Annotated in this window: 19 protein-coding genes and 3 pseudogenes; 6 read left to right on the top strand and 16 right to left on the bottom strand. The window is 74.0% G+C overall.

Going from position 1 to position 24,296, the window contains the following annotated elements:
- Nucleotides 1-7 precede the first annotated feature (7 nt).
- Nucleotides 8-883 carry a shikimate dehydrogenase gene (locus DDJ31_RS32785; RefSeq protein ID WP_127176787.1) on the bottom strand — a complete coding sequence of 292 codons (876 nt, stop codon included), beginning with the start codon at nt 881-883 and terminating at the stop codon, nt 8-10.
- Between the two features lie 179 nt (nt 884-1,062).
- Here DDJ31_RS32785 and DDJ31_RS32780 point away from each other — a divergent pair, with 179 nt between their 5' ends.
- From DDJ31_RS32780 to DDJ31_RS32770, 3 genes and pseudogenes are all read left to right on the top strand, one after another.
- Nucleotides 1,063-1,728 carry a TetR/AcrR family transcriptional regulator gene (locus DDJ31_RS32780; RefSeq protein WP_127176788.1) on the top strand — a complete coding sequence of 222 codons (666 nt, stop codon included), beginning with the start codon at nt 1,063-1,065 and terminating at the stop codon, nt 1,726-1,728.
- Between the two features lie 366 nt (nt 1,729-2,094).
- Nucleotides 2,095-3,459, top strand: a complete 1,365-nt coding sequence (locus DDJ31_RS32775; protein WP_127176789.1) for an MFS transporter — start codon at nt 2,095-2,097, stop codon at nt 3,457-3,459.
- 188 nt (nt 3,460-3,647) lie between these two features.
- Nucleotides 3,648-4,844: pseudogene (locus DDJ31_RS32770) on the top strand (MFS transporter).
- 52 nt (nt 4,845-4,896) lie between these two features.
- Here DDJ31_RS32770 and DDJ31_RS32765 read toward each other — a convergent pair.
- Complete coding sequence (locus tag DDJ31_RS32765) at nt 4,897-5,334, bottom strand: PPOX class F420-dependent oxidoreductase (RefSeq protein WP_171480933.1); 438 nt, start codon at nt 5,332-5,334, stop codon at nt 4,897-4,899.
- A gap of 70 nt (nt 5,335-5,404) precedes the next feature.
- Nucleotides 5,405-5,539 (bottom strand): annotated as a pseudogene (locus DDJ31_RS32760) (TetR/AcrR family transcriptional regulator); the annotation flags it as partial.
- A 320-nt stretch (nt 5,540-5,859) separates the two neighbouring features.
- Here DDJ31_RS32760 and DDJ31_RS32755 point away from each other — a divergent pair.
- Nucleotides 5,860-7,089 carry a serine hydrolase domain-containing protein gene (locus DDJ31_RS32755; RefSeq protein WP_127176791.1) on the top strand — a complete coding sequence of 410 codons (1,230 nt, stop codon included), beginning with the start codon at nt 5,860-5,862 and terminating at the stop codon, nt 7,087-7,089.
- 25 nt (nt 7,090-7,114) lie between these two features.
- Here the strand turns inward: DDJ31_RS32755 and ribA are convergent, their stop codons facing one another.
- A complete protein-coding gene (ribA, locus tag DDJ31_RS32750) occupies nt 7,115-7,774 on the bottom strand; it encodes a GTP cyclohydrolase II (protein ID WP_127176792.1) in 660 nt (219 codons plus the stop codon).
- 38 nt (nt 7,775-7,812) lie between these two features.
- Between ribA and DDJ31_RS32745 the strand changes: the two genes are divergently transcribed.
- Nucleotides 7,813-8,589, top strand: a complete 777-nt coding sequence (locus tag DDJ31_RS32745; protein WP_127176793.1) for a creatininase family protein — start codon at nt 7,813-7,815, stop codon at nt 8,587-8,589.
- Nucleotides 8,590-8,732: 143 nt separating this feature from the next.
- Here the strand turns inward: DDJ31_RS32745 and DDJ31_RS39485 are convergent.
- From DDJ31_RS39485 to DDJ31_RS32725, 5 genes and pseudogenes are all read right to left on the bottom strand, one after another.
- Nucleotides 8,733-9,815 (bottom strand): annotated as a pseudogene (locus tag DDJ31_RS39485) (lysylphosphatidylglycerol synthase transmembrane domain-containing protein); the annotation flags it as partial.
- Nucleotides 9,812-10,813 (bottom strand): class I SAM-dependent methyltransferase, encoded by a 1,002-nt coding sequence (locus tag DDJ31_RS32740; protein WP_127176795.1) that lies wholly within the window; start codon nt 10,811-10,813, stop codon nt 9,812-9,814. The gene DDJ31_RS32740 and the pseudogene DDJ31_RS39485, both read right to left, overlap by 4 nt.
- On the bottom strand, nt 10,810-11,994 hold the full coding sequence (locus tag DDJ31_RS32735) for a glycosyltransferase family 4 protein (protein WP_127176796.1): 1,185 nt from the start codon (nt 11,992-11,994) through the stop codon (nt 10,810-10,812). Before DDJ31_RS32735 ends, DDJ31_RS32740 begins: the two co-directional genes overlap by 4 nt.
- On the bottom strand, nt 11,991-12,389 hold the full coding sequence (locus tag DDJ31_RS32730) for a 6-pyruvoyl trahydropterin synthase family protein (RefSeq protein WP_127176797.1): 399 nt from the start codon (nt 12,387-12,389) through the stop codon (nt 11,991-11,993). The genes DDJ31_RS32735 and DDJ31_RS32730 overlap by 4 nt, the downstream gene beginning before the upstream one ends.
- Before the next feature lie 115 nt (nt 12,390-12,504).
- A complete protein-coding gene (locus DDJ31_RS32725; protein ID WP_127176798.1) occupies nt 12,505-13,476 on the bottom strand; it encodes a zinc-dependent alcohol dehydrogenase in 972 nt (323 codons plus the stop codon).
- A gap of 108 nt (nt 13,477-13,584) precedes the next feature.
- On the opposite strand from DDJ31_RS32725, the gene DDJ31_RS32720 reads away from it, so the two are divergent.
- Nucleotides 13,585-14,379, top strand: a complete 795-nt coding sequence (locus DDJ31_RS32720; RefSeq protein WP_127176799.1) for a CDP-alcohol phosphatidyltransferase family protein — start codon at nt 13,585-13,587, stop codon at nt 14,377-14,379.
- A gap of 94 nt (nt 14,380-14,473) precedes the next feature.
- Here the strand turns inward: DDJ31_RS32720 and DDJ31_RS32715 are convergent, their stop codons facing one another.
- From DDJ31_RS32715 to DDJ31_RS32685, 7 genes are all read right to left on the bottom strand, one after another.
- Nucleotides 14,474-15,697, bottom strand: a complete 1,224-nt coding sequence (locus DDJ31_RS32715; RefSeq protein WP_171481020.1) for an MDR family MFS transporter — start codon at nt 15,695-15,697, stop codon at nt 14,474-14,476.
- 17 nt (nt 15,698-15,714) lie between these two features.
- Nucleotides 15,715-17,502, bottom strand: coding sequence for an ABC transporter permease subunit (locus DDJ31_RS32710; protein ID WP_127176801.1), 1,788 nt, complete (start codon nt 17,500-17,502; stop codon nt 15,715-15,717).
- A 3-nt stretch (nt 17,503-17,505) separates the two neighbouring features.
- A complete protein-coding gene (locus DDJ31_RS32705; protein ID WP_127176802.1) occupies nt 17,506-18,996 on the bottom strand; it encodes an ABC transporter substrate-binding protein in 1,491 nt (496 codons plus the stop codon).
- A 5-nt stretch (nt 18,997-19,001) separates the two neighbouring features.
- The gene (locus DDJ31_RS32700; RefSeq protein WP_240677988.1) at nt 19,002-19,535 is read right to left on the bottom strand and encodes a GNAT family N-acetyltransferase; all 534 of its coding nucleotides are present in this window, start codon (nt 19,533-19,535) and stop codon (nt 19,002-19,004) included.
- 295 nt (nt 19,536-19,830) lie between these two features.
- Nucleotides 19,831-21,708 (bottom strand): discoidin domain-containing protein, encoded by a 1,878-nt coding sequence (locus DDJ31_RS32695; protein ID WP_127176804.1) that lies wholly within the window; start codon nt 21,706-21,708, stop codon nt 19,831-19,833.
- 354 nt (nt 21,709-22,062) lie between these two features.
- Nucleotides 22,063-23,421 (bottom strand): GH1 family beta-glucosidase, encoded by a 1,359-nt coding sequence (locus DDJ31_RS32690; protein WP_127176805.1) that lies wholly within the window; start codon nt 23,419-23,421, stop codon nt 22,063-22,065.
- A 29-nt stretch (nt 23,422-23,450) separates the two neighbouring features.
- Nucleotides 23,451-24,290 carry a carbohydrate ABC transporter permease gene (locus tag DDJ31_RS32685; protein WP_127182493.1) on the bottom strand — a complete coding sequence of 280 codons (840 nt, stop codon included), beginning with the start codon at nt 24,288-24,290 and terminating at the stop codon, nt 23,451-23,453.
- Between the last annotated feature and the right edge of the window lie 6 nt (nt 24,291-24,296).

Raw genomic sequence — 24,296 nt, 5'->3', positions numbered from 1 at the left:
CCTCGCTTCACTTCGGTGCGGTCACGGCGCCCGCCAGTTCCCCGATGTCCGTGAGCATCCGGGCCGCGTCGGGTTCCCGCCCGGTGATCAGGCGGAACGCGTCGACGGCCTGGAAGGCGGCCATGCCCGCGCCGTCGAGCACCGGGCAGCCGAGGGCGCGGGCGGTGCGCAGCAGCGCGGTCTCCAGCGGGCGGTAGACGACGTCGGCGACCCACAGTCCCGGGTGCAGCAGCCGGGCGGGCAGGGGCAGTCCCGGGTGGGCGGCCATGCCGGTGGGGGTGGCGTGCACGATGCCGTCGGCGGCGCCGGTCAGCGCGGGCAGCGCGTCGGGGGCGGCGGCGGTGACGCGGCCGGTGCCGAAGTGCGGGGTGAGGGCGTCGGCGAGGGCGGTGGCCCGCTCGGGTCGCTCGTCGACCAGGGTGATCCGTTCGGCGCCGAGGGTGAGCAGGGCGTGGGCGACGGCCGCGCCCGCGCCGCCCGCGCCGAGTTGGACGACCCGTTCCAGGGGTGCGTCGGGCAGGCCGCGCGCGAAGGAGGCGGCGAAGCCGGTGACGTCGGTGTTGTGGCCGGTGGCGCGGCCGTCCTCGAAGACGACGGTGTTGACGGCGCCGAGCGCCTCGGCCTGCGGGGCGAGCGCGTCGAGGTGGCCGATGACGAGCTGTTTGCACGGGTGGGTGATGTTCAGTCCGTCGAAGCCCACGTCGCGCGCGGCCCGCAGCAGGTCGCCCACCGCCTCGGGCGGCACGCCGAGGGCGTCGATGTCGAGGAGCCGGTAGAGATAGCGCAGCCCCTGCCGGTCGGCCTCGCGTTCGTGCAGGGCGGGGGTGAGCGAGGGGCCGATGCCGGAGCCGATCAGTGCGACGAGATACGAGTCCTTGGCCACGGCGGCCCTCCCAGCGGCTGACTAATGTACGAACCAGTACGTTAGTGATAGCAGCCGACGGCGCCGCTTGGGAAGCCCGTGCGCGACGGCGGCCCGTGCCGGGCCGCCCCTCCCCACGGGCGGCCCCGCGCCCGGCTTCTACAATCACCGGCACCGCACCCCGCGCCGGAAGGAACCCGATGACCAGCGTCGACGAACCGGCACGACCGAACGGCCGCATCCGTGACGCCGTCCGCACGAAGGCCGAGATCCTCGACGTGGCGACGCGGGAGTTCGCCCGGGTCGGCTACGCGGGGGCGCGGGTCGACGACATCGCCGCCCGCACCCGCACCACGAAGCGGATGATCTACTACTACTTCGGCGGCAAGGAGCAGCTGTTCACCGCGGTCCTCGAACGGTCCTACGGTGTGATCAGGGAGGCCGAACAGAGCCTGGACGTCGAGCACCTGGACCCGGTCGCGGCGATCAGGCGGCTGGCGGAGCTGACCTTCGACCACCATGAGCGCCACCCCGACTTCATCCGCCTGGTCAGCATCGAGAACATCCACGAGGCCGAGCACATCGCCGCCTCCGAGATGCTCGGCAGCATCGGCTCGCCGGCCCTCGACGTGATCCGCCGGATCCTGGCGTCCGGGCAGGAGTCCGGGCTGTTCACCGCCGACGTGGACGCCGTCGACCTGCACGCGATGATCAGTTCGTTCTGCTTCTTCCGGGTCGCCAACCGGCACACCTTCGGCGCGCTGTTCGGCCGCGACCTGGTCGACCCCGCCCAGCGCGAGCACTACCGGACCATGCTGGGCGACATGGTGATCGCCTACCTCACCGCGGACCGCGCGACGGACTGAGCGGCGGCCCGCGCGACGGACTGAACCCGGCGTCCTGACCCGGCGTCCTGACCTGCCGTCCTGACCGGGCCTCAGGTCCCTGCGTCCGGACCTGACGTCCGGAGCTGACGTCCTGACCGGGCCTCAGGTCCCTGCCTCCGGACCCGGACGCGGAGCCCTGGACCGGCCCCGGACGGCTTTCGGCACGACCTCTTGACAGCGGGGAAACGCGAGCGCAACATCCCTACCCATCGCGACTAACTACCCAGTGGGTTCATTAGTCCGCACCGGTTCGCCGTCCCGCCGTCCCGCCGTCCCCGGGGTCCGGCCTCCTCTCCTCCCCGCCGCTCACTCCGCCCGTGCCGGAGCCCTCGAAGGAGTACCGCCGTGTCCGAACCCGCCACGCCAGCCGTCCCCGCGGCGCCGCCCGGCCAGCCGAGGAAGGCGGCGGCCGCCGCCTGGATCGGCAGCGCCCTGGAGTACTACGACTTCTTCATCTACGGCAGCGCCGCCGCGCTGATCTTCCCGAAGGTGTTCTTCGACGCGTCCGATCCGGCGACCGCGACCCTGCTGTCCCTGGCGACGTTCGGGGTGGCGTACGCGGCGCGGCCGGTCGGCGCGCTCTTCCTCGGCCACTTCGGCGACCGGGTCGGCCGCAAGAAGATCATGGTCTTCACGCTGATCCTGATGGGCGTGTCGACGTTCCTCATCGGCTGTCTGCCCACCCGCGCCCAGGTCGGCACGCTCGCCCCGGTGCTGCTGGTCCTGTGCCGGGTGCTCCAGGGCATCTCGGCCGCGGGCGAGCAGGCGAGCGCCGGCTCCATGACGCTCGAACACGCCCCGCCCGGCCGGCGCGGCTTCTTCACCAGCTTCACCCTCGGCGGCACCCAGGGCGGTCAGCTGCTCGCCACCCTCGTCTTCCTGCTGGTCGCGCAGCTCCCCGAGGACCAGTTGCTGGCCTGGGGCTGGCGGGTGCCGTTCTGGCTGAGCATCGCGGTCGCCGTCGTCGGGTACGTGATCAGGCGCCGGCTCGACGAGACCCCGGCCTTCGCCCGGCAGGCCGCGTCCGAGGGCGTGGTCAGGCTGCCGCTGGTGGTGCTGATGCGCGAGCACTGGAGGGATGTGCTGCGGGTGGTGGCGGGCGCGCTGATCGCCTCGGTCTCCACCATCTTCACGGTGTGGGCGCTGGCGTACGCGACCAGCGACGCGGTGGGCATGTCCCGGTCGTCGATGCTGTGGGTCGGCGCGCTCGCCAACCTCGTGGCGCTCGCCGCGATCCCGCTGTGGGCCACGCTGTCGGACCGCGTCGGGCGCCGTCCGGTGTATCTGATCGGCGCGGTCGGCAGCGCGGTGACGATGTTCCTCTACCTGTGGGCCATCTCCACCGGCTCCTACCCGCTGATCCTGCTCCTGGGCGTCGTCAGCTTCGGGGTCGTCTACAGCGCGGCGAACGGCGTGTGGCCCTCCTTCTACGGCGAGATGTTCACCACCAGGGTCCGGCTGTCGGGCGTGGCCATCGGCACCCAGATCGGCTTCGCCGTGGCGGGCTTCGCGGTCACCTTCGCGGCGGAGATAGCGGGGCCCGACGGGACGGGCTGGTCGGCGGTGGCGCTGTTCACGGCGGCCCTCTGCGTGCCGCCGGTGATCGCGGCGATCACCGCACGCGAGACCCACACGGTCCCGACGGAGCACCTCGGCGAGGAAGCGGCCCGCACGGCGGCCCGCCGGGAGCCGGTCACCACCACGACCTGACCACGGGCGGGCCCCCGGCCGCCCCGTCCCACGTCCAAGGTCCCCAGCTCCCAGTCCCCGGTCCCCCGTCCCCGGTCACCACGGCGCCGGGGGCCCGCCGCGTGCGCGCACCCTCGCGTTGATGAACGGTGGACGGGGCGTCGGACGCATTGAATCTGACACCGGTGTCAAGGCCGACCCTGCTCGCCATGTCCACCACACCCACACCCACGGCCGCCCGCCTCCCGCTGGCCGCGCTGCTCGCGCTCGCCACCGCCGTCTTCGTCACCAGCCTCACCGAGACGCTCCCGGCGGGGGTGCTGCCGGGGATGAGCGCGGACCTCGGGGTCGGCGAACCGGCGGCGGGGCAGGCGGTGACCGTCTACGCGGCCGGGACGGCGCTCACCGCGATCCCGCTCGCCGCGGCCACGGCGGCCTGGCCGCGCAAACGGCTGCTGCTGACGGCGATGACGGGGTTCGCCGCCGCCAACACGGTGACCGCCCTGTCCGGCAGCTACCCGCTGACCATGGCCGCCCGGTTCCTGGCGGGTGTCGCCGCCGGGCTCGCCTGGGCGCTGCTCGCCGGGTACGCCCGCGCGCTGGCACCGGCCGGGCTGCGCGGGAAGGCGGTCGCCGTCGCGATGACGGGCGTCCCGGTGGCCCTCGCCCTGGGGGTGCCGGCCGGCACCTTCATCGGCGGGGCGCTGGGGTGGCGTGCCGCGTTCGCCCTGATGACGGCGGTGACGGCGGCCCTGCTCGGCTGGATCGCGCTGCTCGTCCCCGACCGGCCGGGCCGGGGCGCGCGGGACGCGGGAGGCCGGGCTCCGATGGCGACGGCGCTCACGGTCCCCGGGGTGGTGCCGGTGCTGTTCGTGACGCTGGTGTTCGTCCTCGCCCACACCGTCCTGTACGCCTACATCACCGCGTTCCTCGACCGCGCGGGCCTCGACGGCTCGGCGGGGGCCGTGCTGCTGGTGTTCGGAGGCGCTTCACTGCTCGGCGTCTGGGCCACGGGTGCCTGGATCGACCGGCGCCCGCGCGCCCTGGCCGTCGCCTCCGTGCTGCTGGTCGGATGCGCGGCGGCGGGACTCGCGGCCCGCGCGGACCTGCCCGCGCTGGTGTACGCGGCGGCGGCGCTCTGGGGGCTCGGCTGAGGCGGGGTGCCGACGCTGTTGCAGACGGCGGTCGCCGAGGCGGGCGGCGACCGCGCGGACGCGGCGCAGGCGATGCTGGTGACGCTGTGGAACGCGGCGATGGCCGGGGGCGGGATCGCGGGCGGCGTGCTGCTCGACCGGCTGGGCGCGACGGCTCTGGCGTGGAGCGTGCCGGTGCTGCTGGTGCCGGTGCTCGCCGTGGTGGCGGGGGCGCGGTCCCATGGGTTCCCGGCCGCGCGCATCCGCTCGTGACCTCGGTCGACGACGGACACCGACCGCTCGCAGACGGGCCGCCGTCACCTCGTCAGTCGGTGTCGGACCGTGCGGGGATGCCGTAGACGTGCTCGACCGGGATGCGCACCACCAGGCGCCGGTCGCGGACCATCGCGGCGCGGTACTCGTCCCAGTCCGGGTGTTCGCCCAGGACGGCGCGGTACAGCCGGATCAGTTCCTCGACCGTGTCGTCGTGCGGGTCGGCGGCGACCGGGGAGAGGTCGGCGGTGCCCTCGACGACCGTGTAGGACCAGCGGTCGGGGGCGGTGACGTGGTAGGAGACGCGCGGGTCGCGGCGCAGGTTGCGGGTCTTGGCCCGGTCGTCGGTGACGGAGACCCGCACGATCCGCTCGTCCGGGTCGTAGAAGTGGCTGACGTTCGACAGCTGGGGGCGGCCGTCGCGCTTCAGGGTGACCAGCACCCCGCCGTTGCCCGCCGACAGCAGCTTGAGCAGTGAGTCCTCAGTCATGTCTGGTTCAACCCGCGCGGCCGGGGGCCGCATTCCCGGCGTACGGCCGGTGGCCGCCGGGGTCCCGCGTGGACAGCAGCTCCAGCTGGGTGCGGGAGTGGCGCCGGGGTGCCCCGTGCGAGACGCCCGCCCGGCGGGCGATCTCCCGCAGGGTCAACGCCTGCGCGCCCGGGAACCGGGGCATGTACGAGCTGATTTCCGTCATGACGTGCCGGCGAGCGGTCATCCGCGGTTGCGCGACACCGGTCAGCCGCCGGTCCTCGGTGTGGCCGGGGCGCTCTGACCGTCGTCGGTCGCGCTGTCGGGCCTCGCCGTGGTGGCCGTCGTCGGTCGCGCTGTCGGGCCTCGCCGTGGTGCCCGTCGTCGGCGCACTGATCGGACGTCTTCTGCCGAAACGTTCCGAACTGGCGATCAAACCCGATCAACCGGGGGACCGGGCCGCTGTTCCTGCGCGACCATGAGGTCTGAGGCGGGTGTGGCGGGGCAGCCGGACCTGACCTCGACGGACGCATTCGGAGGAGAGCGATGGCACAGCTGCGACAAGAGGTCGACCCGGACGAGGTCGGGCTGGACGCGAAGGCGCTCGCCCGCCTCGACCGGCACCTGGCCGTGCAGGTCGACGAGGGGCGCCTGCCCGGCAGCCTGGTGGCCGTGGCCCGCGGCGGTCGCGTCGCCCACCTCACCGCGTACGGCCGGCGGGACCTCGCGGCCGGGCGGCCCGTCGAGCCCGACACCCTGTGGCGGATGTACTCGATGACCAAGCCGGTCACCACGGTGGCCGCGCTCACCCTCGTCGAGGAGGGCCGCCTCAGCCTCGACGACCCGGTCCACCGCCACCTCCCGGCCTTCGCCGAACCACGGGTGTACGTCGGCGGCTCGGGCTTGGACCTGCGCACCCGCCCGGCGTCGGGACCGCTCCTGATCCGGCACCTGATGACCCACACCGCGGGGCTGACGTTCGCCTTCTACCACACGCACCCGGTGGACGCCCGCTACCGGGAGGCCGGTCTCGATTCGTCGGTGAAGCCGGGCACCGATCTCGCGGGGACCGTCGACGCGTACGCGAGCCTGCCGTTGCAGTTCGAGCCCGGCACCGAGTGGAACTACTCGGTCGCCACCAATGTGCTGGGCCGGGTCCTTGAGGTAATCAGCGGGCAGCCGCTCGACACGTTCCTCGCCGAGCGGGTCTTCGGGCCGCTCGGCATGACCGACGCGGGCTTCCAGGTCTCCGCCGAACAGGCGCCCAGACTCTCGGAGTTGTACGGCGAGACCAACGAGGGCGGCATCGAGCGGATCGCCGGTCTCCCGCTGCACGGGCGGCCCCGGTTCCTGTCGGGCAGCGGCGGGATGGTCGCGTCCGCGCACGACATCCACCGCTTCTCCGAGATGCTGCGCCGCCGCGGCGAACTCGACGGCGTCCGGCTGCTCGCCCCCGAAACGGTCGACCTCATGACCCGCAACCACCTGCCCGACGGCGCCGACCTGCGCGCCTTCGGCAGCCGGCCGGCCCACGACGAACCCGGCAACGAGGGCGTCGGCTTCGGCCTCGGCGTCTCCGTGGTCGTCGACCCGTCCCGCACCAAGGCGCCCACCGGACTGGGCACCTACGGCTGGAGCGGGGTGGCGACGACGACGTTCTGGGTCGACCCGAGCCGCGACCTGAGCGTGCAGTTCTACACGCAGGTGCGGCCTAAGTCGTCGCACACGCTCTACCCCGACATCAAGCGGCTGGTCCACGAGGCCGTCCTGGACTGACCGGGGCGCCGGGCCCCGGCCGCCGTCAGGACAGGTGGGCGACCGCGTCCAGGTGGGGCAGATGGTGGTCGAGCCGCTCCCGCTTGGTGCGCAGATAGGTGATGTTGTTCTCGCTCGGCGCTATCAACAGCGGCACGGTCTCGGCCACTTCGATGCCGTGCCGCACCAACGCCTCCCGCTTGCGCGGGTTGTTGGACATCAGCCGCACCGAGTTCACCCCGAGGTCGTGGAGCATCCCGGCGGCCACCCCGTAGTCCCGGGCGTCGACCGGCAGCCCGAGGGCCAGGTTCGCCTCCACGGTGTCCAGGCCCTCGGCCTGCAGGGCCATCGCCCGCAGCTTGCCGAGCAGACCGATACCGCGCCCCTCGTGGCCGCGCAGATAGACGACGATGCCGGCCCCCTCGGCGACCACCGCCCGCAGCGCGGACGCCAGTTGGTCACCGCACTCGCAGTGCTGGGACCCGAACGCGTCGCCCGTCAGGCACTCGGAGTGCAGCCGGGTCAGCACGCCCTCCGCGCCGATGTCGCCGTGCACCAGGGCCACCTGCTCGTCACCGCGGTCGTGGTCCAGGTACCCCACCGCGCGGAATTCCCCGTACACGGTGGGCAGCGGCGCATTCACGATCCGTTCCACGCCCGTGCGCTGCGCTGACTTCTTGACGAGTACGCCGATTTTTTCTGTCATGATCTGATTCCTAAACAGAGACGAAAGGCCGTGAAGAAATGAGTGGTTCGGGCGCGCGTACGGCGGCGGAAGGTCTGGTGCCGGCGGACACCACGGAAGAGGTACGGACCAGGGCGGCGGGCGTCTCAACGCAGGTCGCCGTTCTTCCGGTGGGGAGTTTCGAGCAGCACGGTCCGTTCCTTCCCCTGGCGACCGACACCCTGGTCGCCTGTGCCGTGGCCCGCGAGATCGCCGCGGCGTTCCCGGTGCACCTCCTCCCTCCGGTGACCATCTCCTGTTCGCACGAGCACGCCGGCTGGCCGGGCACCGTGAGCATCTCGGCGGTGACCCTGCACGCGGTGGTGAGCGACATAGCCGCCTCGCTCCGCCGCTCCGGCGTCGACGCCCTGGTGGTGGTGAACGGGCACGGCGGGAACTACGTGCTGGGCAACGTCGTCCAGGAGTCCTCGGCCCGCGGCGAGCGGATGGCGCTGTTCCCCGCCGCGGAGGACTGGGAGGCGGCCAGGGGGCGGGCGGGGGTGGTCACCTCGCTGCTCACCGACATGCACGCGGGGGAAATCGAGACCTCCATCCTGCTGCACGCCCATCCCGAATTTCTCCGACCCGGATATGAGACCTCCGATTTCGTCGCGGACGACCGTCGTCATCTCTTGACCCTCGGAATGTCCGGCTATACCGATTCGGGCGTCATCGGGCGCCCTTCACTCGGTTCGGCGGAAAAGGGGAAGGAACTCCTGGCGAGCCTGGTGGATTCCTTCGGCGCGTATTTCTCGCTGCTCTCGCAGCCGGAGGCGGGCAGCGCGCGCGGCGCGTGAGTGCCCGCGGGTTCCGGCGGCGCCCCGGGCGTCCCGGAACCCGTCCGCAGGGCGGCGCACCAGCGTGCGACGAGGACGGCGACGCCCGGCAGCGCGGCCACGAAGCTGAGCACTCCGTAGACGACGGCGACGGCGAGGCCGTTGCTCGCGCCGAGGCCCGCGGCCCCGAACGCCCAGGCGGTGACGCCCTCCCGGGGTCCCCAGCCGCCGACGTTCAGCGGCAGGCCCATCGCCACCAGCGCGAGCACGGCGATCGGCAGCAGCACGGCGACCGGGGCGCCCGATCCCGCGACCCGGGCCGCGATCACGAACATCCCCACATGGCCGACGAGCACCAGCACCGACGAGACGACGACGCCGGGCCCGTTGCGGCGGGACAGCAGTCCCTCGCGGGCCTCCGCGAGCGTCGCGCGCAGTGCCCGGCCCCGGCGCGAGGACGTCCCGTTCATCCGCAGCGCGAGTCCGACCGCGAGCGCCCCGACGGCCGCGAGGCCGAGCAGCGGCGCCAGGTCACGCGCCTCGGTGAGCACCGGGGACGGCAGGGTGACCAGGACGGCGACCCCGACGACCGCCAACGCGACCTGCCCGGCGGCCCGTTCGAGGACGACGGTGCGCACCCCCCGTCCGAGGTCGCCCTCGCTGCGCCCGTGCCGGACGGCCCGGTGCACGTCGCCGAGCACCCCGCCCGGCAGGGCCGCGTTCAGGAACAGGGCCCGGTAGTAGTCGGCGACGGCGGTCCCGAACGGCAGCCGGATGCGCAGCCCCCGCGCGACGAGCGCCCACCGCCAGGCGCTGAGCACGGTGGTGGCGAGCCCGATGACGAGGGCGAGCAGCAGGGTCGGCGCGTCGATCCGGCGCAGCCCGTCGAGGAAGACTCCGGTGCCGAGCCGCCACAGCAGCACGGCGAGGATGACGACCCCGGCGACGGTCCCGAAGTGGGTGCGCACGGTGCGGGAGTTGAGCTTGCCGAGCACTCCGCGCAGCACGGTCCGTGAGCGGGACCCGCCGGGCGCGACACCGGGACGCGCGGCGGCGACGACCACACCGATCCGGGCGGGGGCGACGGCGGCGGGGGCGGGCGGGACGGAGGGGGTGGGGTCGGTGCCGGCGGTGTCCTCCGTCGACGCGGGCAGCGTCGCCTTCGCCGCGACCGGGAGGCCGGCCGTGCGGCCCGCCGCCCGTACGTCTCGGCGCACGCCGCGCGCCGTCACCGTCGTCACGCTCATGCCGTACCGCCGGGGCGGGTGAGGGCGAGCAGGTCGCTGTGGTGGACCGTGACGCGGAGTTCACCTGCCTCGCAGGCCGCGAGACGGGCCCGCAGATACGGTTCAGCACGGTCCTTCAGGTCGGGCCGCTGCTCGACGGCCGCGCCGACCCAGCCGCGCAGCCACTGCGCGGTCAGCGCGGCCTCGTCGGGCCCGAGCCGCCAGGCGCTCGGGACGACGTGCACGGTCGCGCCGCGTTCGGAGAACGCCTCACAGGTGGCCGTGACCGCGTCGGGGCCGAGCAGTCCGCCGCGCCGCTGGTGGTCGTTGAACGCCTCGGCCAGCTCGGCGTCCAGCGGGTCGGCGGGCGCGATGTCGACGCGGCCCGCCACCGACAGGGTGAGCAGGGCCGGGCAGCCGGCGCCGGCGCAGGCGTCGGCGAGGGTGTCGGCCTCGGGGCGGGTGAGGACGTCGAGCAGCGCGGAGGCCGTCACCAGGGACGCGCCGAGCAGCGCCTCGGGGGTGAGCCTGGCGACGTCGCCGCGCCGGGTCTCGACGGTGACCCGGCTGCCGTCGGCGGCCGACCTCGGGGAGGCGACGGCCGCGAAGTGCAGCAGGTAGGGGTCGCGGTCGTGCAGGACCCAGTGCTGGGGGCCGTCCAGGCGCGGGGCCAGCCAGCGGCCCATGGAGCCGGTGCCGCAGCCCAGGTCGTGGACGACGAGTCCGGAGCGTCCCGGCAGGTTGGCGAGCCGGATGCGCAGCGGGTCGAGCAGCTCGTGGGCGCGGGCGTCGGCGTCGGCCGGCTCGCGCAGTTGGAGCCACTCGGGCGCGTACCTGGGCTGTTCGTCGGGCCCGTCCTCGCGGAGCCTGACCGTGGCCCGCTCCCCCGGGCGCGGTGTGGGGCCCGCGCCCGGGATCACGCCGTCACCGGTTCCTGCCTCCGGTGCCGGCTGCGCCAACTCCTGCTCGGTGGGCCGGCCGGGGAGGCCGGCCTGCTCTGTCACGGCTGTCGTCCTCATGCCGCCCTCCTGGGTTCGCTCGGTAGCCGGCCGAGCACTCCGGCGAGGCTGCGGGCGGTGGTCGCCCAGCCGTCGAGGGCGGCGCGCCGGCCGCGGGCCGCGGCCTTGAGCCGGCGCCGCACGTCGGCCTCGCCGAACCAGCCGCGCAGTTCGCTGGCGAGGGCGGCGGGGTTCTCCGGCGGGACGAGGATGCCGGGCACGCCGCCGTCGGGGGCGCGGCCGACCGCCTCGGGCAGTCCGCCGACGTCGGTGGCGAGCACCGGGATGCCGCGTGCGAGGGCCTCGGTGACGGCCATGCCGTAGGTCTCCGCGTAGGAGGTGAGGACCATCAGGTCGGCGGCGGCGTAGCTGGCGTCCAGTGCGGCGCCCGCCTGCGCTCCCGCCAGGTGGATGCGGTCCTCGAGGCCGTGGGCGCGGATCAGTTCGCGCAGATGGGCGACGTACTCGGGGTCCTGGCCGAGGGCGCCGACGCAGACGCAGCTCCAGGGCAGGTCGGCCGCCGCGGCGAGAGCCTCGACCAGCCGGTGCTGGCCCTTGCGGGGGGTGACGGCGGCGACGCACAGCAGCCGCGAGACGCCGTCGGTGCCCGAGGCGAGGGGCGCGATGTCGGCGCCCGGGGCGGCGACATGGACACGTTCGGGGGCGAGGCCGTGGTGGGAGACGAGCCTGCGGACGGCCCAGTCGCTGGTGGCGACGACCGCGGGGGCGGCGCGCAGCACGTCGCGTTCCCTGGCGTCCAGCTCGGCCGCGACGGCGGGGTCGAGGCCCGTCTCGTCGGCGAGCGGCAGATGGACGAGGACGGCGAGCCGCAGCCGGGCCGCCTCGGGGACGACGACCTCGGGGACGCCGCAGGCGACGAGGCCGTCGATGAGGACGACGGTGTCGTCGGGGAACTCGGCGAGGACGCGGGCCAGTTCGGCGCGGGCGCCGGCTCCGGGGCGGGGCCAGGCGCCGTCCACGGTGTGCTTGTGGACCTGCCAGCCGAAGCCGGGGAGGTCGAGGCAGATCCGGCGGTCGTAGGCGTTGCCGCCGCTCGGTACCGCCGGGTCGTCGACGCCGCCTGGCAGGACGAAGTGCACGGAGTTGAGGGACATCCTGAGTACGCTCTCGGCGATCTTGAGGGGGGCGTGCTGCGCGGGCACGTATCCGAGCCTGGCCCGGTCCACGGTCAGGTCGGTCACAGCGCACGCTCGTAGCTCGCCCAGGCGATGTGCGATTCGTGCAGGGTGACGGCGATCCCGGCGATGCCCCGGGCGCCCTCGCCGAGCGCGCCCTTGTGGACGCGTTCGGCGAGCCGGTCGGCGATGACCTTGGCGAGGAACTCGGTCGAGGTGTTGACGCCGGCGAACTCGGGTTCGTTGTCGAGGTTCCGGTAGTTCAACTCGCTCGTGACGGCGCCGAGTTCCTGGGTGGCCAGGCCGATGTCGACGACGATGCCGTCGTCGTCCAGCTGCTCGCGGCGGAACGTGGCGTCCACGAGGAACGTCGCTCCGTGCAGGCGCTGCGCGGGTCCGAAGACCTCGCCGCGGAAGCTGTGGGCGATCATGATGTGATCGCGGACGGTGACACTGAACAACGGACGACCCTCCAGGTGCGGAGCCTCTGGTCCCCCTGCTGGTCCGTGCCGGGGGTGCCGTGTAGTACGGCTGTCGGGTTCCCCTTGTTCAGCCCGGTCTCACTCTTTTCTCAGGTCAGGAGTACCGGATCAGGTGACAGAGGGCCGCAATGGCCCCGTCCGCCAGCTTGGGGAGTACCTCGGGCAGCTCCTCGAAGGCGGACTCGCCGGTGATGAGGGCGTCGAGCGCCGGGTCGGCGAGGAGTTCGAGGGCGAGCGCGAGCCGGTCGGCGTAACTGCGGCCGGGGCGGGCCGGGGAGACGGTGCCGACCTGGCTGCCGCGGATGACCAGGCGGCGGGAGTGGAACGCCTCGCCGAGCGGCAGGGAGACCTTGCGGTCGCCGTACCAGCTCAGTTCGAGGACGGTGCCCTCGGGCGTGAGGAGTTCGAGGGCGCGGGCGAGGCCCTGTTCGGTGGCGCTCGCGTGCACGACGAGGTCGCGTTCGCCGAGGGCGTCGGCGGGGAGCGCGAAGTCGACGCCCAGGGCGGCGGCGACGGCGGCGCGGGCCGGGTCGGCGTCGACCAACTGGACGCGTACGCCGGGGAACCGGGCGAGCAGCGCGGCGACCGAGCAGCCGACCATGCCGCCGCCGACCACCGTGATCCGGTCGCCGATCAGCGGCGCGGCGTCCCAGAGCGCGTTGACGGCGGTCTCCACGGTCCCGGCGAGGACGGCGCGCGCGGCGGGCACGTCGTCCGGCACGACGGTGACGGCGGCGGCCGGGACGACGTACCGGGTCTGGTGCGGGTAGAGGCAGAACACCGTGCGGCCGACGAGCGCCGCCGGGCCCTCCTCGACCGTGCCGACGCTCAGGTAGCCGTACTTCACCGGGCCGGGGAACTCGCCCTCCTGGAAGGGCGCGCGCATCGCCGCGTGCTGGCTGGCCGGGACGCCGCCGCGGAACACCAGGGTCTCGGTGCCGCGGCTGACCCCGGAGTACAGCGCGCGCACGACGACGTCGTCCGCGCCCGGCTGCGGCAGCTGGACAGCGCGTAGGGCGCCCTGGCCCGGACGGTCCAGCCAGAACGCGTGGGCGGTCCGCTTCATCGGACGTCCTCCTGAACGATCGGGAAGTTGTTCACGTACCGAGGTGTGCACAGGCCGCGGACGGTACGCGGCGCTGATCGACTCTGTCATACGGCCGGAGGATGTGCGGTGGCCCTGAACAACACGTACGACGCGAGGCTGGTCCAGCAGGAGACCGCGGTGGGAGCGGGCGTTCAGATCCTGTTGCTCGCCCTGCTCGGCTCGGCGATCGGACTGGGGCCCGCGGGCTGGCTGACCGGTGTCGCCTTCGCCGTCGCCACCTGGGCGGTGCTCTCCCGGGCGCTGCACCGCACCAGGCCGCGGTCGTTCGGCCCGGCCAACCGGGTGACACTCGGCCGGGCGACCCTGGTGGGCGGGGTGACGGCGCTGGTCGCGGACTCCTTCGAGAGCGCGCCGCCGGTCACGGTGTTCGTCGGTCTGACGGCGGTGGCGCTGATCCTGGACGGCGTGGACGGCAAGGTGGCCCGGCGCACCGGCACCTCGACGCCGCTCGGCGCGCGGTTCGACATGGAGGTCGACGCGTTCCTGATCCTGGTGCTCAGCGTGTACGTGTCGACGAGGCTCGGGCCGTGGGTGCTGCTGATCGGCGGGATGCGGTACGCGTTCGTCGCCGCGGCGCGGGTGCTGCCCTGGCTGAACGCGCCGCTGCCGCCGAGCACGGCCCGCAAGACGGTGGCGGCCCTCCAGGGCGTCCTCCTGCTCCTCGCGGCCTCGGGCTGCCTGCCGTTCTGGGCCACGTGCGCGGTGACGTCGATCGCCCTGGCCGCCCTGGTCTGGTCGTTCGGCCGCGATGTGCTGTGGCTGCGCGGGACGTCCAGGACCGTGGCGGACGGCGTCGGCCGGGGCCGGGCGGACGAGGTGGCGCTGATGCTGGAGCTGACGCGGGAGCCGGTGGCGTCCTGAACGGGCCGCCCGACGCCGCGAACGGCACGTGAAGCCAGCCGCGGGCCGGGGCGCCTGCGAGGTCCGCCGCACCCGCGCTCTCCTGGCCGGCCTTTCAGACGGCCTGCCGGCGCGGCAGCAGCCAGACCGCCGAGACCGGGACGGCCGCGAGCACCAGCCACGGCACCGCGGGCGGGAGCCCCAGGTCGAGGAGCGTGCCGGTCGCCGAGCTGCCCACGAGCACGATCAGACCCGAGACCGAGGAGAGCGCCCCGGTGTAGAGCCCGAGGCGGCCAGGCTCCGCGAGGTCGGGCACCCAGGCGCGGGCCACCGGAGCGACCAGCATCTGGCCGACGGTGAGCAGCACGACGAACCCCGCGGCGGGCAACAGCCCCGCCGTGCCGGTCCGTTCGGCGGGGCGGGCGGCGGCGACCAGCGCGAAGCCCGCCGAGATCAGCAGCAGGCCGGCCGCCATCGAGCGGCGCGCGGTGAGCTGGGCGCCCGCCCAGTGGGTGACCGGGAGCTGGGTGGTCACGACGAGCAGCGACGACAGCGCGAACAGCCAGGCCAGCGGCGCCTGCGAGCCCGTGGCGCGCTCCACCTCGGCGGGCAGCGCGAGATAGAGCTGGTTGTAGGCGAGGAGATAGGCGCCGTAGGCGCAACACAGGCCGAGGAAGCGGCGGTTGCGCAGCAGCGGGCCGATGCCGCCCTTGGCGGTGGTGCGCCGGCGGCCCGGCAGGTGCTGGGGCAGCAGCCACGCGTGTCCGGCGAGGACGAGGACGAAGATCCCGGCGCCCGCGAGGCACACGGTCCTGAAGTCGGAGGCCAGCAGCAGGGCGCCCAGCAGCGGTCCGATGAACGCGCCCGCCTGCCCCGCGACGGTGAACAGGGCGAGGACGCGGGTGCGGGGGCCGCCGCCCGCCTCTTCGAGGGCGACGGCCTGCCGGGCGACCTCGGACTCGACGGCGGGCGAGAACAGCGCGGCGGCGAACCCGATGAGCAGGACCGCCCCGATGACCGGGCCGGTGCCCTCGGCGTAGCCGAGCCAGCCGAACCCGGCGACGCGCAGGGCGCATCCGGCGAGGACGACGGGCCGGACGCCGTAGCGGTCGGTGAGCGCGCCGCCGACCACGAACAGGCCCTGCTGGCTGAAGGTGCGCAGGCCGAGGACGAACCCGACGAGCCAGCCTGCCATGCCGACGGCGGTGCCGAGGTGTTCGGCGAGGAACGGCAGGACGGCGAAGAACCCGACGTTGAAGGCGAGTTGGGTGAGGATCAGCAGCCGCAGCAGGGGCGTGGTGCGCCGGGCTCCGGCCGCCGGGCGGAGCCGAGGAGGCAGCGCGCGGGTGAGGCGGTTCACCGGGCGGTCACCAACTCACTGTCCGGGGACGTCTGTTCGGCGGTGGCGCGACGGCGGCCCCGCCCTCTCGGCAGGCGTACTCCGCCGGACGCGGCGACCGCGAGCGCGCCGAGCAGGGCGAGGACGGCGGCGGGGGCGAGGACGGCCCAGGGGGCGCGTTCGGCGTAGGGCTGGTTCTCGGCGAGCAGCAGCCCCCACTCGGGCGACGGCGGCTGCGCGCCGAGTCCGAGGAAGGCGAGGGAGGCGAGCGCGAGGGCGGTGCCGGGCAGTCTGAGCAGCGCGTGCCGGGCGACCGGCGGCACGACGGCGGGCAGCAGTTCGTGGCGGAGCAGATGGCCGCGGCCCGCGCCGAGGGCGACGGTGGCGGTGAGGTGGAGGGCGGCGCGTTCCTGGCGCAGCAGCGCGGAGGTGTGCGCGGCGAGCGGCGCCCAGGCGACGACGCCCACGGCGAGCGCGGGCGTGGCGGTGCCGCCACCGGCGACGGCGGTGACGAGGAGGGCGCCGAGGACGGGCGGCACGGCGTTGACGGTGTCGACGAGCGGCCCGGAGAGCCGGGGCAGCAGGCCGAGCAGGACGCCGACGAGGAGGGCGGCGGCGCTGATCCCCGAGGCGAGCAGCAGGGTGTCGAGGGCGCCGTGGGAGACCCGGGCGAGCAGGTCGCGGCCGAGGGCGTCGGTGCCGAACGGGTGGGTGGCGGAGGGGGGTCGCAGGCGCTGGTCGGTGTCGAGGGCGAGCGGGTCGCGGGGCAGCCCGGCGGCGACGACGGCGAGCAGCAGGCCGCCGTAGAGGAGGGGCAGGCGGCTGGGGGCGGGCGGCCGGCGGCGGTGCAGGGTGGGCAGGGCGCGGTCGCGCAGGGCGGGGCCGATGAGGAGGCGGGCGGCGAGGTGGGCGGCGCCGGTGGAGACGGCGGCCAGCAGCAGGAGGACCAGGGTGCCGGCCTGGAGGACGGGCAGGTCCTGGGCGAGGGCGGCCTGGAGGGTGGTGCGGCCGAGTCCCGGGATGTCGAAGATCTGCTCGACGGCGACGGCGCCGCCGGTCAGGCCGACGACGAAGAGTCCGGCGTTGGGCAGCAGCGCGGGCAGGCAGCGGCGTACGGCCTGCCGGGCGATGCTGCGGCCGGACAGTCCGCGGGCGGCGGCGGCCCGCGCCCAGGGTTCGGCGAAGGCGCTGGGCAGCAGGTCGTCGAGGAGCCGTCCGAGGACGGCGCCCGCGGGCAGCCCGAGGGCGAGTCCCGGCAGCACGGTCCAGCGGGGTCCGTACCAGCCGAGGGCGGGCAGCCAGCCGAGCTGGACGCCGACGACGGTGGCGAGGACCGACGCGGTGAGGAACTCGGGGAGCGCGGCGAGCATCGCGGATCCGCCGCTGCCGCCGGTTCGCCCGGCGTCGAGGCGCAGCCGGGCGCCGAGCCGGAGGGTGCGGGCGCAGACGGCGGTGGCGGTGAGGGCGGCGGCGGCGAGGGCGGCGGCCATCAGCAGCAGGGAGGCGCCGAGGGCCTCAAGGACGGCGGGGGTGACGGCGTCGCCCGAGATCCAGGAGTGTCCGGCGTCACCGTGGAACAGGCCGCCGGCCCAGCGCCCGAGGAGCGTCAAGGGGCCCGCGTCGAGCCCGAGTTGGTCGCGGACGGCGGCGAGCACCTCGGGGGTGGGGTCGCGGTCGGCGGAGCGCGCCTTGAGGACGGTGAGCGCCGGGTCGGTGCGGGAGAGCCAGGGCAGCAGGCCGATGCCGCACACCAGGGCCACCGCGAGGCCGGCCCGCCACAGCAGCGCGGTGGTGGTCTGCCGCACGGGTCAGCGCCGGGTGCCGGTGCCGACGAGGGTGCGCTCGTACGGGTCGAGCAGGGCGCCGCGGACGGTGCTGCCGACGCCGGTGATGATGCGCTGGTGGACCAGCGGGACGACGGCGTCGGTGCGCAGGATGGCGGCCTCGGCGGCCATCGCGGCGTCCTCGCGTTCGCCGGTGTCGGCGGTGCGTTCGGCGGTGGCGACGGCCCGGTCGACGTCCTTGTCGCAGAGCTGGGCGACGTTGTAGCCGCCGTCGCAGGTGTAGTCGCTGGCGAGGACGGCGACCGGGTCGCCGGTGTCGACGAGGGAGTTGCGGGCCATCACGAAGGCGTCGAAGGCGCCGTCGAGCGCGTCGCTCTCCAGCCGTGAGTACTCCCGTACCTTGAGCTGGACGTCGAAGCCCGCCTTCTCCAGTTGCTGCTTCAACACCTGTGCGACCTCGGGGAGTTCGGGCCGGTTGTCGTAGGTGGCGAGGGTGATCCTGGTGCCCTTGGGGGTGCCGGCGCCGGCGCGTCCGGCCGGCCGCTCGCGCTTGCCCTCGGCCCAGGTGACGGCGGGGCCGTAGACGCCGGCCCCGGCGTCGGCGTGGCCTTCGTAGACGCCCTTGGCGAGGGCGGCGGTGTCGACGGCCTCGCGGGCGGCGGCGCGCAGCCCGGCGTCCTTGAAGGGGCCGGACGCGGAGTTGAGCAGGAGGCTGGTGGTGCGGGTGGTGGCCGTCTCCTTGCGGGTGGCCGCGTCGAGTCCCGCGGCCTGCGCGACCGGGATCGCCTCGGCGAGGTCGGCCTGTCCGGTGCGCAGGGCGGCGGCGCGGGCGGTGCCGTCGGCGACGAAGGTGACGTCGATGCCGGAGGACTGGGCGCGGCCGCCCCAGTAGTCGTCGAAGCGGTCGAGGGTGGCGGCGGTGGAGCCGGTGACCTTGGTGAGCCTGAACGGTCCTGTACCGGTTCCGACGGGGTCGACGCGGTCCTTCTGCCGGTACCCCTTGGCGGACAGGACGGCGAGCCCCGGGCTCGACATGCGCAGCGGCAGGATCGGGTCGGGCCGGTCGGTGGTGATCCGCACGTCGGTGCCGCCCGCGGCGGTCGCCTTCAGGTGGACGCCGGAGAGGGCGGCGGGGGCGGGCTTCGCGGCGGCGGCGCGGGTGAGGGCGGCGGCGACGGCGGCCGGGGTGACCGTGGTGCCGTCCTGGAAGGTCGCCTCGCGCAGGGTGAAGCGCCAGGTGCTGTCGCCGTCGCGGCGCCAGGAGGCGGCGAGCGCGGGGGCGGCGGTGCCGTTGGCGTCCAGGGAGGTCAGCCCCTCGGTGACGCCGAGGCGGCTGAGGATGGTGGCGTCGGCGCCGTACGGGGAGAGGTTCTCGGCGGGCGGGAAGGCGAGGGCGACCCGGAGCCGGGAGCCGGACTTCGCATCGCCGGAGGCGGCGTCGGAGCCGCCGGAGGCGAAGCAGCCGGTGACGACCGGGGCGAGCAGGAGTGCCAGGAGGTGGTGCGGGCGGCGCATCGGTTTCAGTGCCCCAGGGGTATCTCGAAGTGGACGATCCGCTGGCCGCCGCCGGGGGTGTCGCGCTCGTCGAGCACGACCTTCCCGAGCGACCGCCAGAAGGGTTCGGCACCCGGCACGGCCGGGTCCGTGTGCAGGTAGACGGAGCGGTAGCCGCCGTCCGCCTCGGCGAAGGCGAGCAGCTCGGCGACCATCCGCCGGGCGAGTCCGTGCCGCCGGTGCGCGGGGCGGACGTAGATGCGGCGCAGCTGCGCCGTGTGCCCTGACGGGTAGCGGGCGGCCAGCTCGGGCGGGTTCGGCGGGTGGGCGGGCCCCCGGGAGTCCAGGGCGCCGGTCCCGACGATCTCCCCGTCGGGACCGGCGACGACCAGCAGGGTGTGCCGGTCGGGGACCAGGTAGGCGGCCTCCGGGTCGACGATGTCCGCGTGCCAGCGCGGCACGTAGCCGGTACCGAAGTCCCGGTACACGGTGTCGAGCATCACGGCTCGCGCCCCACCGAGGTCGTCCTGGCCCGCGGGCCTGATGATGTAGTCGCGCACTTGCGAATCATATGCATTAAGCCTCCAGGGAAGATCGGCGGTGCCGGAAAGGCGGCGCCGACGGTGAGCCGCGGGCGCCGGGGCGGTCGCCAACCTATCCCTAGATGACATTCGTTTTCAAAACGGTGGAGGGTGCGGATGGGGGTGCGGGCGCGGGTGCAGGCGCGGGTGCGGGCGCGGCCGGGGCTGAGCGCCGCGCCTGCCGGGAACGGGTATCGCGGAACGGGTACGCGGAACCGGTTCCCCGTACCGGTACGCGGTACCGGTACGCGGTACCGGTACGGGGCGGGTCCCGCTACCCCTTCTGCTCCACCCGCACCCAGTCCACCTCCGCCTGCACTCCCCCGCCCGCGATCCGGTCCACGCTCGACTGGGGCAGGCCCCAGTACGGGGTGGTCGTCTGGTTCCAGCCGGCCGGGTACGCGCCGCCGAGGGCGAGGTTGAGGATCACGTACTGGTTGTGGTCGAAGACCCACTGGCCGCGCGTCGACTCCACCTTGTTGCGGGTCGTCTCCTGGACCAGGCGGTCGTCGACGAGGAAGCGCATGCCGGTCGGCGTCCACTCCACCGCGTAGGTGTGCCACTGGTCGGCGGTGGCGCCGCCCGGATAGGTCTGGCGGGCGCCGATGTTGCCGTCCGCCGAGTAGCCGGGGCCGTGCAGGGCGGTGCTGGTCCAGTCCCGGTAGCCGATGTTCTCCATGATGTCGGTCTCCCCCGAGGCGGGCCAGGAGACCGACGGGTCGTCGACGTTGCTGCCGAGCAGCCAGAACGCGGGCCAGTAGCCGTCGCCGACCGGCAGCTTCATGCGGGCGCTCACCCGGCCGTAGGTGAAGTCGAACTTGGTGTTGGTGTCGACGCGGCCCGAGGTGAAGTCGTAGGTGCCGCCGCCCGCCTTGGTGCAGCCCTTGCAGTACTTGGCGCGCAGCACCAGGCTGCCGTTCTCGGTGCGGATGTTGTCGGTGGAGTCGACGTACGCCTGCGCCTCGCCGTTGACCGACCCCATCTCCGAACCCGTCCTGACCACACGCCACTTGGAGCGGTCGAGGGCGGTGCCGGTGAAGTCGTCGAAGAAGGTGGTGCGGTAGCTGCCCGACTGCTCGCCCGGCAGGGCCGGGTAGGCGGCGGACGCGCTGCCGCCGGTCCCCCAGACCTGGAACTCGTACAGGGAGTAGCCGAACTGGGCCGTGTAGGGCGCCGGGTTGTAGAAGGAGCGGCGCTCCTTGCCGAGCATCCGGACATAGCGTCCGGTGACCGGCTGCGGCAGGCGCACGCTGTCGTGCAGTCCGGCCGCGTCGGCCGGCGACGCGACGTTCGCCCGGCGCGCGGCGACCTCGGCCGCCGTCGGCTGGTACACCGTGCGCCAGGTGCGGTTGTCGTCGGAGACCTGGAGCTGGTAGTCGACCGCGAAGGCCGCCTCCCAGTACAGGTCGACGGTGTCGATGGTCGACGTCGCGCCGAGGTCGACGGCGACCCAGCGGTCCGCGTTCCAGTCGCTCGACCACCGGGTGGAGTCGCCCTTGAGGGTGGCCGGGTAGCCGCCGTCGGTGACGAACGCCGGTGTGTTTCCCGCGTGTTGGTAGTAGTTGGAGTAGGCCGGGTGGTTCAGGGCCAGGTTGGCGCGGGTGGTGGAGGCGGGCGCGGGCTCGCCTCCGTACACCTTGAAGCTCCACAGCGAGTACCCGTAGGGCGTGGCGCGTTCGAGGCCGCGCAGCCGCAGGTAGCGGCCGGTGACCTCCTGCGGGTACGTGCTCGCGGTGACCGATCCCCCGGTGCCGGCGGTCTCCGTGTAGAACGGCGTCCAGTCGGTGCCGTTCTTCGACGCCTCCAGGACGTACCGCTTGCCGTAGGCGGCCTCCCAGTCGAGGACCACCCGGTCGACGCGGATGGTGCTGCCGAGGTCGACGCGCAGCCACGCGTCGTCGGCGAAGTTGCTCGACCAGCGGGTGCCGCCGTCGCCGTCGAAGGCGAGCCCGGGAGCGGTGCCGGCGTTCTCGCTGCCCGAGGCGGTGACGGCGGCCGGTGTCTGCGCGTAGGCGGCGGCAGCGCGGTCGGTGTCCCAGGCGGCCTGGGCGGCGGCCACCCGTGCGGCGGGCGCCGCCGCTGCCGGGGGCGGGGACAGTACGGCGACGGTGGCCAGGGTGGCCAGCGCCGCCAGGAGGATGCGGTTCCGCATGCGGCTCTCCTTCGGGTCAGGACGGGGAGGGAAGGGAGGGAGGGAGGGAGCAGGAAGGGGCGTGGTGATGCGGGGTGCGGTGATGTGGGGTGCGGTGCTTCCGTGCGTTCCGTGCTTCCGTGCTTCCGTGCGCTGTGCGCTTCCGTGCGTTCTGCGTTTCCGTGCGTTCGGACGGTGTTGATGTTGGCGTGTTCATGACATTTCTGAACGCGCCCGCCGCGGCCAGGCGTTCACGCCGATGGCACCCGGTGCGGCGGGCGACGGCGGCTCGGCGCCGGGGACCCGGGCTCCCGTGCCCGTCTCCCCGGCCCCTCGCCGCCCTCGCCGCCGCGTCTTGCCGTGCCGCCTCGAAGGTCAGGCCGCGCGGCGGGCCAGTTCCCGGTGGCCGCGGACGATGTCCGCGTACCGGTGGCCGGTGCCCTTGATGGTGCGGACCTGCGTCTCGTAGTCCACGTGGACCAGGCCGAACCGCTTCTCGTAGCCGTACGCCCACTCGAAGTTGTCGAGCAGCGACCACGCGAAGTACCCGGCCAGCGGCGCCCCCTTGCGGGCCGCCGAGGCGCAGGCCGCGAGGTGCTGCTCCAGGTACGCCTGGCGCTCGGGGTCGTCGATCGTGCCGTCGGGACGGACGACGTCCGGGTAGGACGAGCCGTTCTCCGTGACGTACAGGCGGCGGGCGCCGTACTCGTTGGTCAGGCGCAGCAGCAGCGTCTCGATGCCGCTCGCGTCGACCTCCCAGTCCATGCCGGTGCGCGGCACGCCGATACGGCGGACCTCGCGGACGTGCGGCGCGGGGCCCGAGGGGTCGTCGGCGACCGTGGCCGGCATGTAGTAGTTGAGGCCGAGCCAGTCCATGGGGGCCGCGATGGTCTTCAAGTCGCCTTCGCGCTCCGGGAGTTCGACGCCGTAGACCTCGCGCATGTCGGCCGGGAAGCCACGGCCGTGCACCGGGTCGAGCCACCAGCGGTTGGTGTGGCCGTCCATCCGCCGGGCGGCCCGCACGTCCTCCTCGCGGTCGGTGGCCGCGTGCACCGTGGAGAGGTTGGTGACCAGGCCGACCTGGGCGCCCGGCGCGTTGGCGCGGATCGCGTCGACGGCGAGCCCGTGGCCGAGCAGCAGATGGTAGGAGGCCCGGACGGCGGCCGTCAGGTCGGTCAGACCGGGGGCCATGCTGCCTTCGAGGTGGCCGATCCAGGCCGAGCAGAGCGGCTCGTTGAGGGTGGCCCAGTGGTGGACGCGGTCGCCGAGCCGTTCGGCGACGACGGCGGCGTACGCGGCGAAGTGTTCGGCGGTCGCCCGCTCCGGCCAGCCGCCCCGGTCCTGGAGGACCTGCGGGAGGTCCCAGTGGTAGAGGGTGACGGACGGGGTGATGCCCGCCTCCAGGAGGCCGTCGATCAACTCGTCGTAGAAGGCGAGGCCCTTGGGGTTGACCGGACCGTCGCCGCCGGGCATCACGCGCGGCCAGGCGATGGACAACCGGTAGGCGTCGACGCCGAGTTGCCGCATCAGGGCGATGTCCTCGCGCCACCGGTGGTAGTGGTCGCAAGCGACGTCGCCGTGGTCGTTGCCCGCGGTCTTGCCCGGCGTGTGCGAGAAGGTGTCCCAGATCGACGGGGAGCGGCCGTCCTCGGCGACGGCCCCCTCGATCTGGTAGGCCGAGGTGGCCGTGCCCCACAGGAAGTCGTGCGGGAGTGCGGCGAGGTCGATGGTCACGGAGGTCCCTTCGGGATGAGCGGGGCCGGTCACTTGACGGCTCCGGCCGTCAGTCCGGCGACCAGATAGCGCTGGAGGAGCAGGAAGCCGGCGACCACGGGCACGCTGACGACCAGCGAGGCGGCCATGATCTGGTTCCAGTACACGTCGTTGAGGGTGGAGTAGCCCTGGAGGCCGACCGCGAGGGTGCGGGTGGTGTCGTTGGTCATGACGGACGCGAACAGCACCTCGCCCCAGGCGGTCATGAAGGCGTAGACGGCGACCGCGACGATGCCGGGCACGGCGGCGGGCACGACGACCCGGAACAGCGCGCCCAGCGGGCCGCAGCCGTCCACGAGGGCCGCCTCGTCCAGGTCGCGCGGCACCGAGTCGAAGTACCCGATGAGCATCCAGATCGAGAACGGCAGCGAGAACGTCAGATACGTCAGGATCAGGCCGCCGCGGGAGCCGAACAGGGCGATGCCGGTGGCGTTGCCGATGTTGACGTAGATGAGGAACAGCGGCAGCAGGAAGAGGATGCCGGGGAACATCTGGGTCGACAGCACGGTGACCGTGAAGACCCGCTTGCCGCGGAACTCGTAGCGGCTGACCGCATAGGCGGAGAACACCGCGATCACCACCGACGCGACGGTCGCGACGCCCGCCACGATCAGGGAGTTCACGAAGTAGCGGGCGAGCGGGACCGTCGACCAGATGTCGATGTACGGGCGCAGGGTCAGCCCGCTGGGCAGCCAGCGGAACTTGCCGGTGACGTCCGCGAGCGGCTTCAGGGAGCTGGAGACCATGACGTACACCGGCAGCAGGACGAACCCGGTGAGCAGGGTCAGGAAGATCCGCCGGGACCAGAGGAAGGAGCGCGGCGGCGCCATCGGGGA

Origin of the sequence: Streptomyces griseoviridis, assembly GCF_005222485.1 — a bacterium.
GTDB classification, from domain to species: Bacteria; Actinomycetota; Actinomycetes; order Streptomycetales; family Streptomycetaceae; genus Streptomyces; species Streptomyces hintoniae.
The sequence above is the reverse complement of the archived record's forward strand: the minus strand, read 5'-3'. Positions and strand labels throughout refer to the sequence as shown.

Excerpts from the sequence above, each read along its gene's own strand:
- DDJ31_RS32695 (WP_127176804.1), bottom strand. The coding sequence starts at position 21,708 with ATGCGGAACCGCATCCTCCTGGCGGCGCTGGCCACCCTGGCCACCGTC.
- DDJ31_RS32740 (WP_127176795.1), bottom strand. The coding sequence starts at position 10,813 with ATGAGGACGACAGCCGTGACAGAGCAGGCCGGCCTCCCCGGCCGGCCC.
- DDJ31_RS32755 (WP_127176791.1), top strand. The coding sequence starts at position 5,860 with ATGGCACAGCTGCGACAAGAGGTCGACCCGGACGAGGTCGGGCTGGAC.
- DDJ31_RS32745 (WP_127176793.1), top strand. The coding sequence starts at position 7,813 with ATGAGTGGTTCGGGCGCGCGTACGGCGGCGGAAGGTCTGGTGCCGGCG.
- DDJ31_RS32705 (WP_127176802.1), bottom strand. The coding sequence starts at position 18,996 with ATGCGCCGCCCGCACCACCTCCTGGCACTCCTGCTCGCCCCGGTCGTC.
- DDJ31_RS32765 (WP_171480933.1), bottom strand. The coding sequence starts at position 5,334 with ATGACTGAGGACTCACTGCTCAAGCTGCTGTCGGCGGGCAACGGCGGG.
- DDJ31_RS32685 (WP_127182493.1), bottom strand. The coding sequence starts at position 24,290 with ATGGCGCCGCCGCGCTCCTTCCTCTGGTCCCGGCGGATCTTCCTGACC.
- ribA (WP_127176792.1), bottom strand. The coding sequence starts at position 7,774 with ATGACAGAAAAAATCGGCGTACTCGTCAAGAAGTCAGCGCAGCGCACG.
- DDJ31_RS32725 (WP_127176798.1), bottom strand. The coding sequence starts at position 13,476 with ATGAAGCGGACCGCCCACGCGTTCTGGCTGGACCGTCCGGGCCAGGGC.
- DDJ31_RS32780 (WP_127176788.1), top strand. The coding sequence starts at position 1,063 with ATGACCAGCGTCGACGAACCGGCACGACCGAACGGCCGCATCCGTGAC.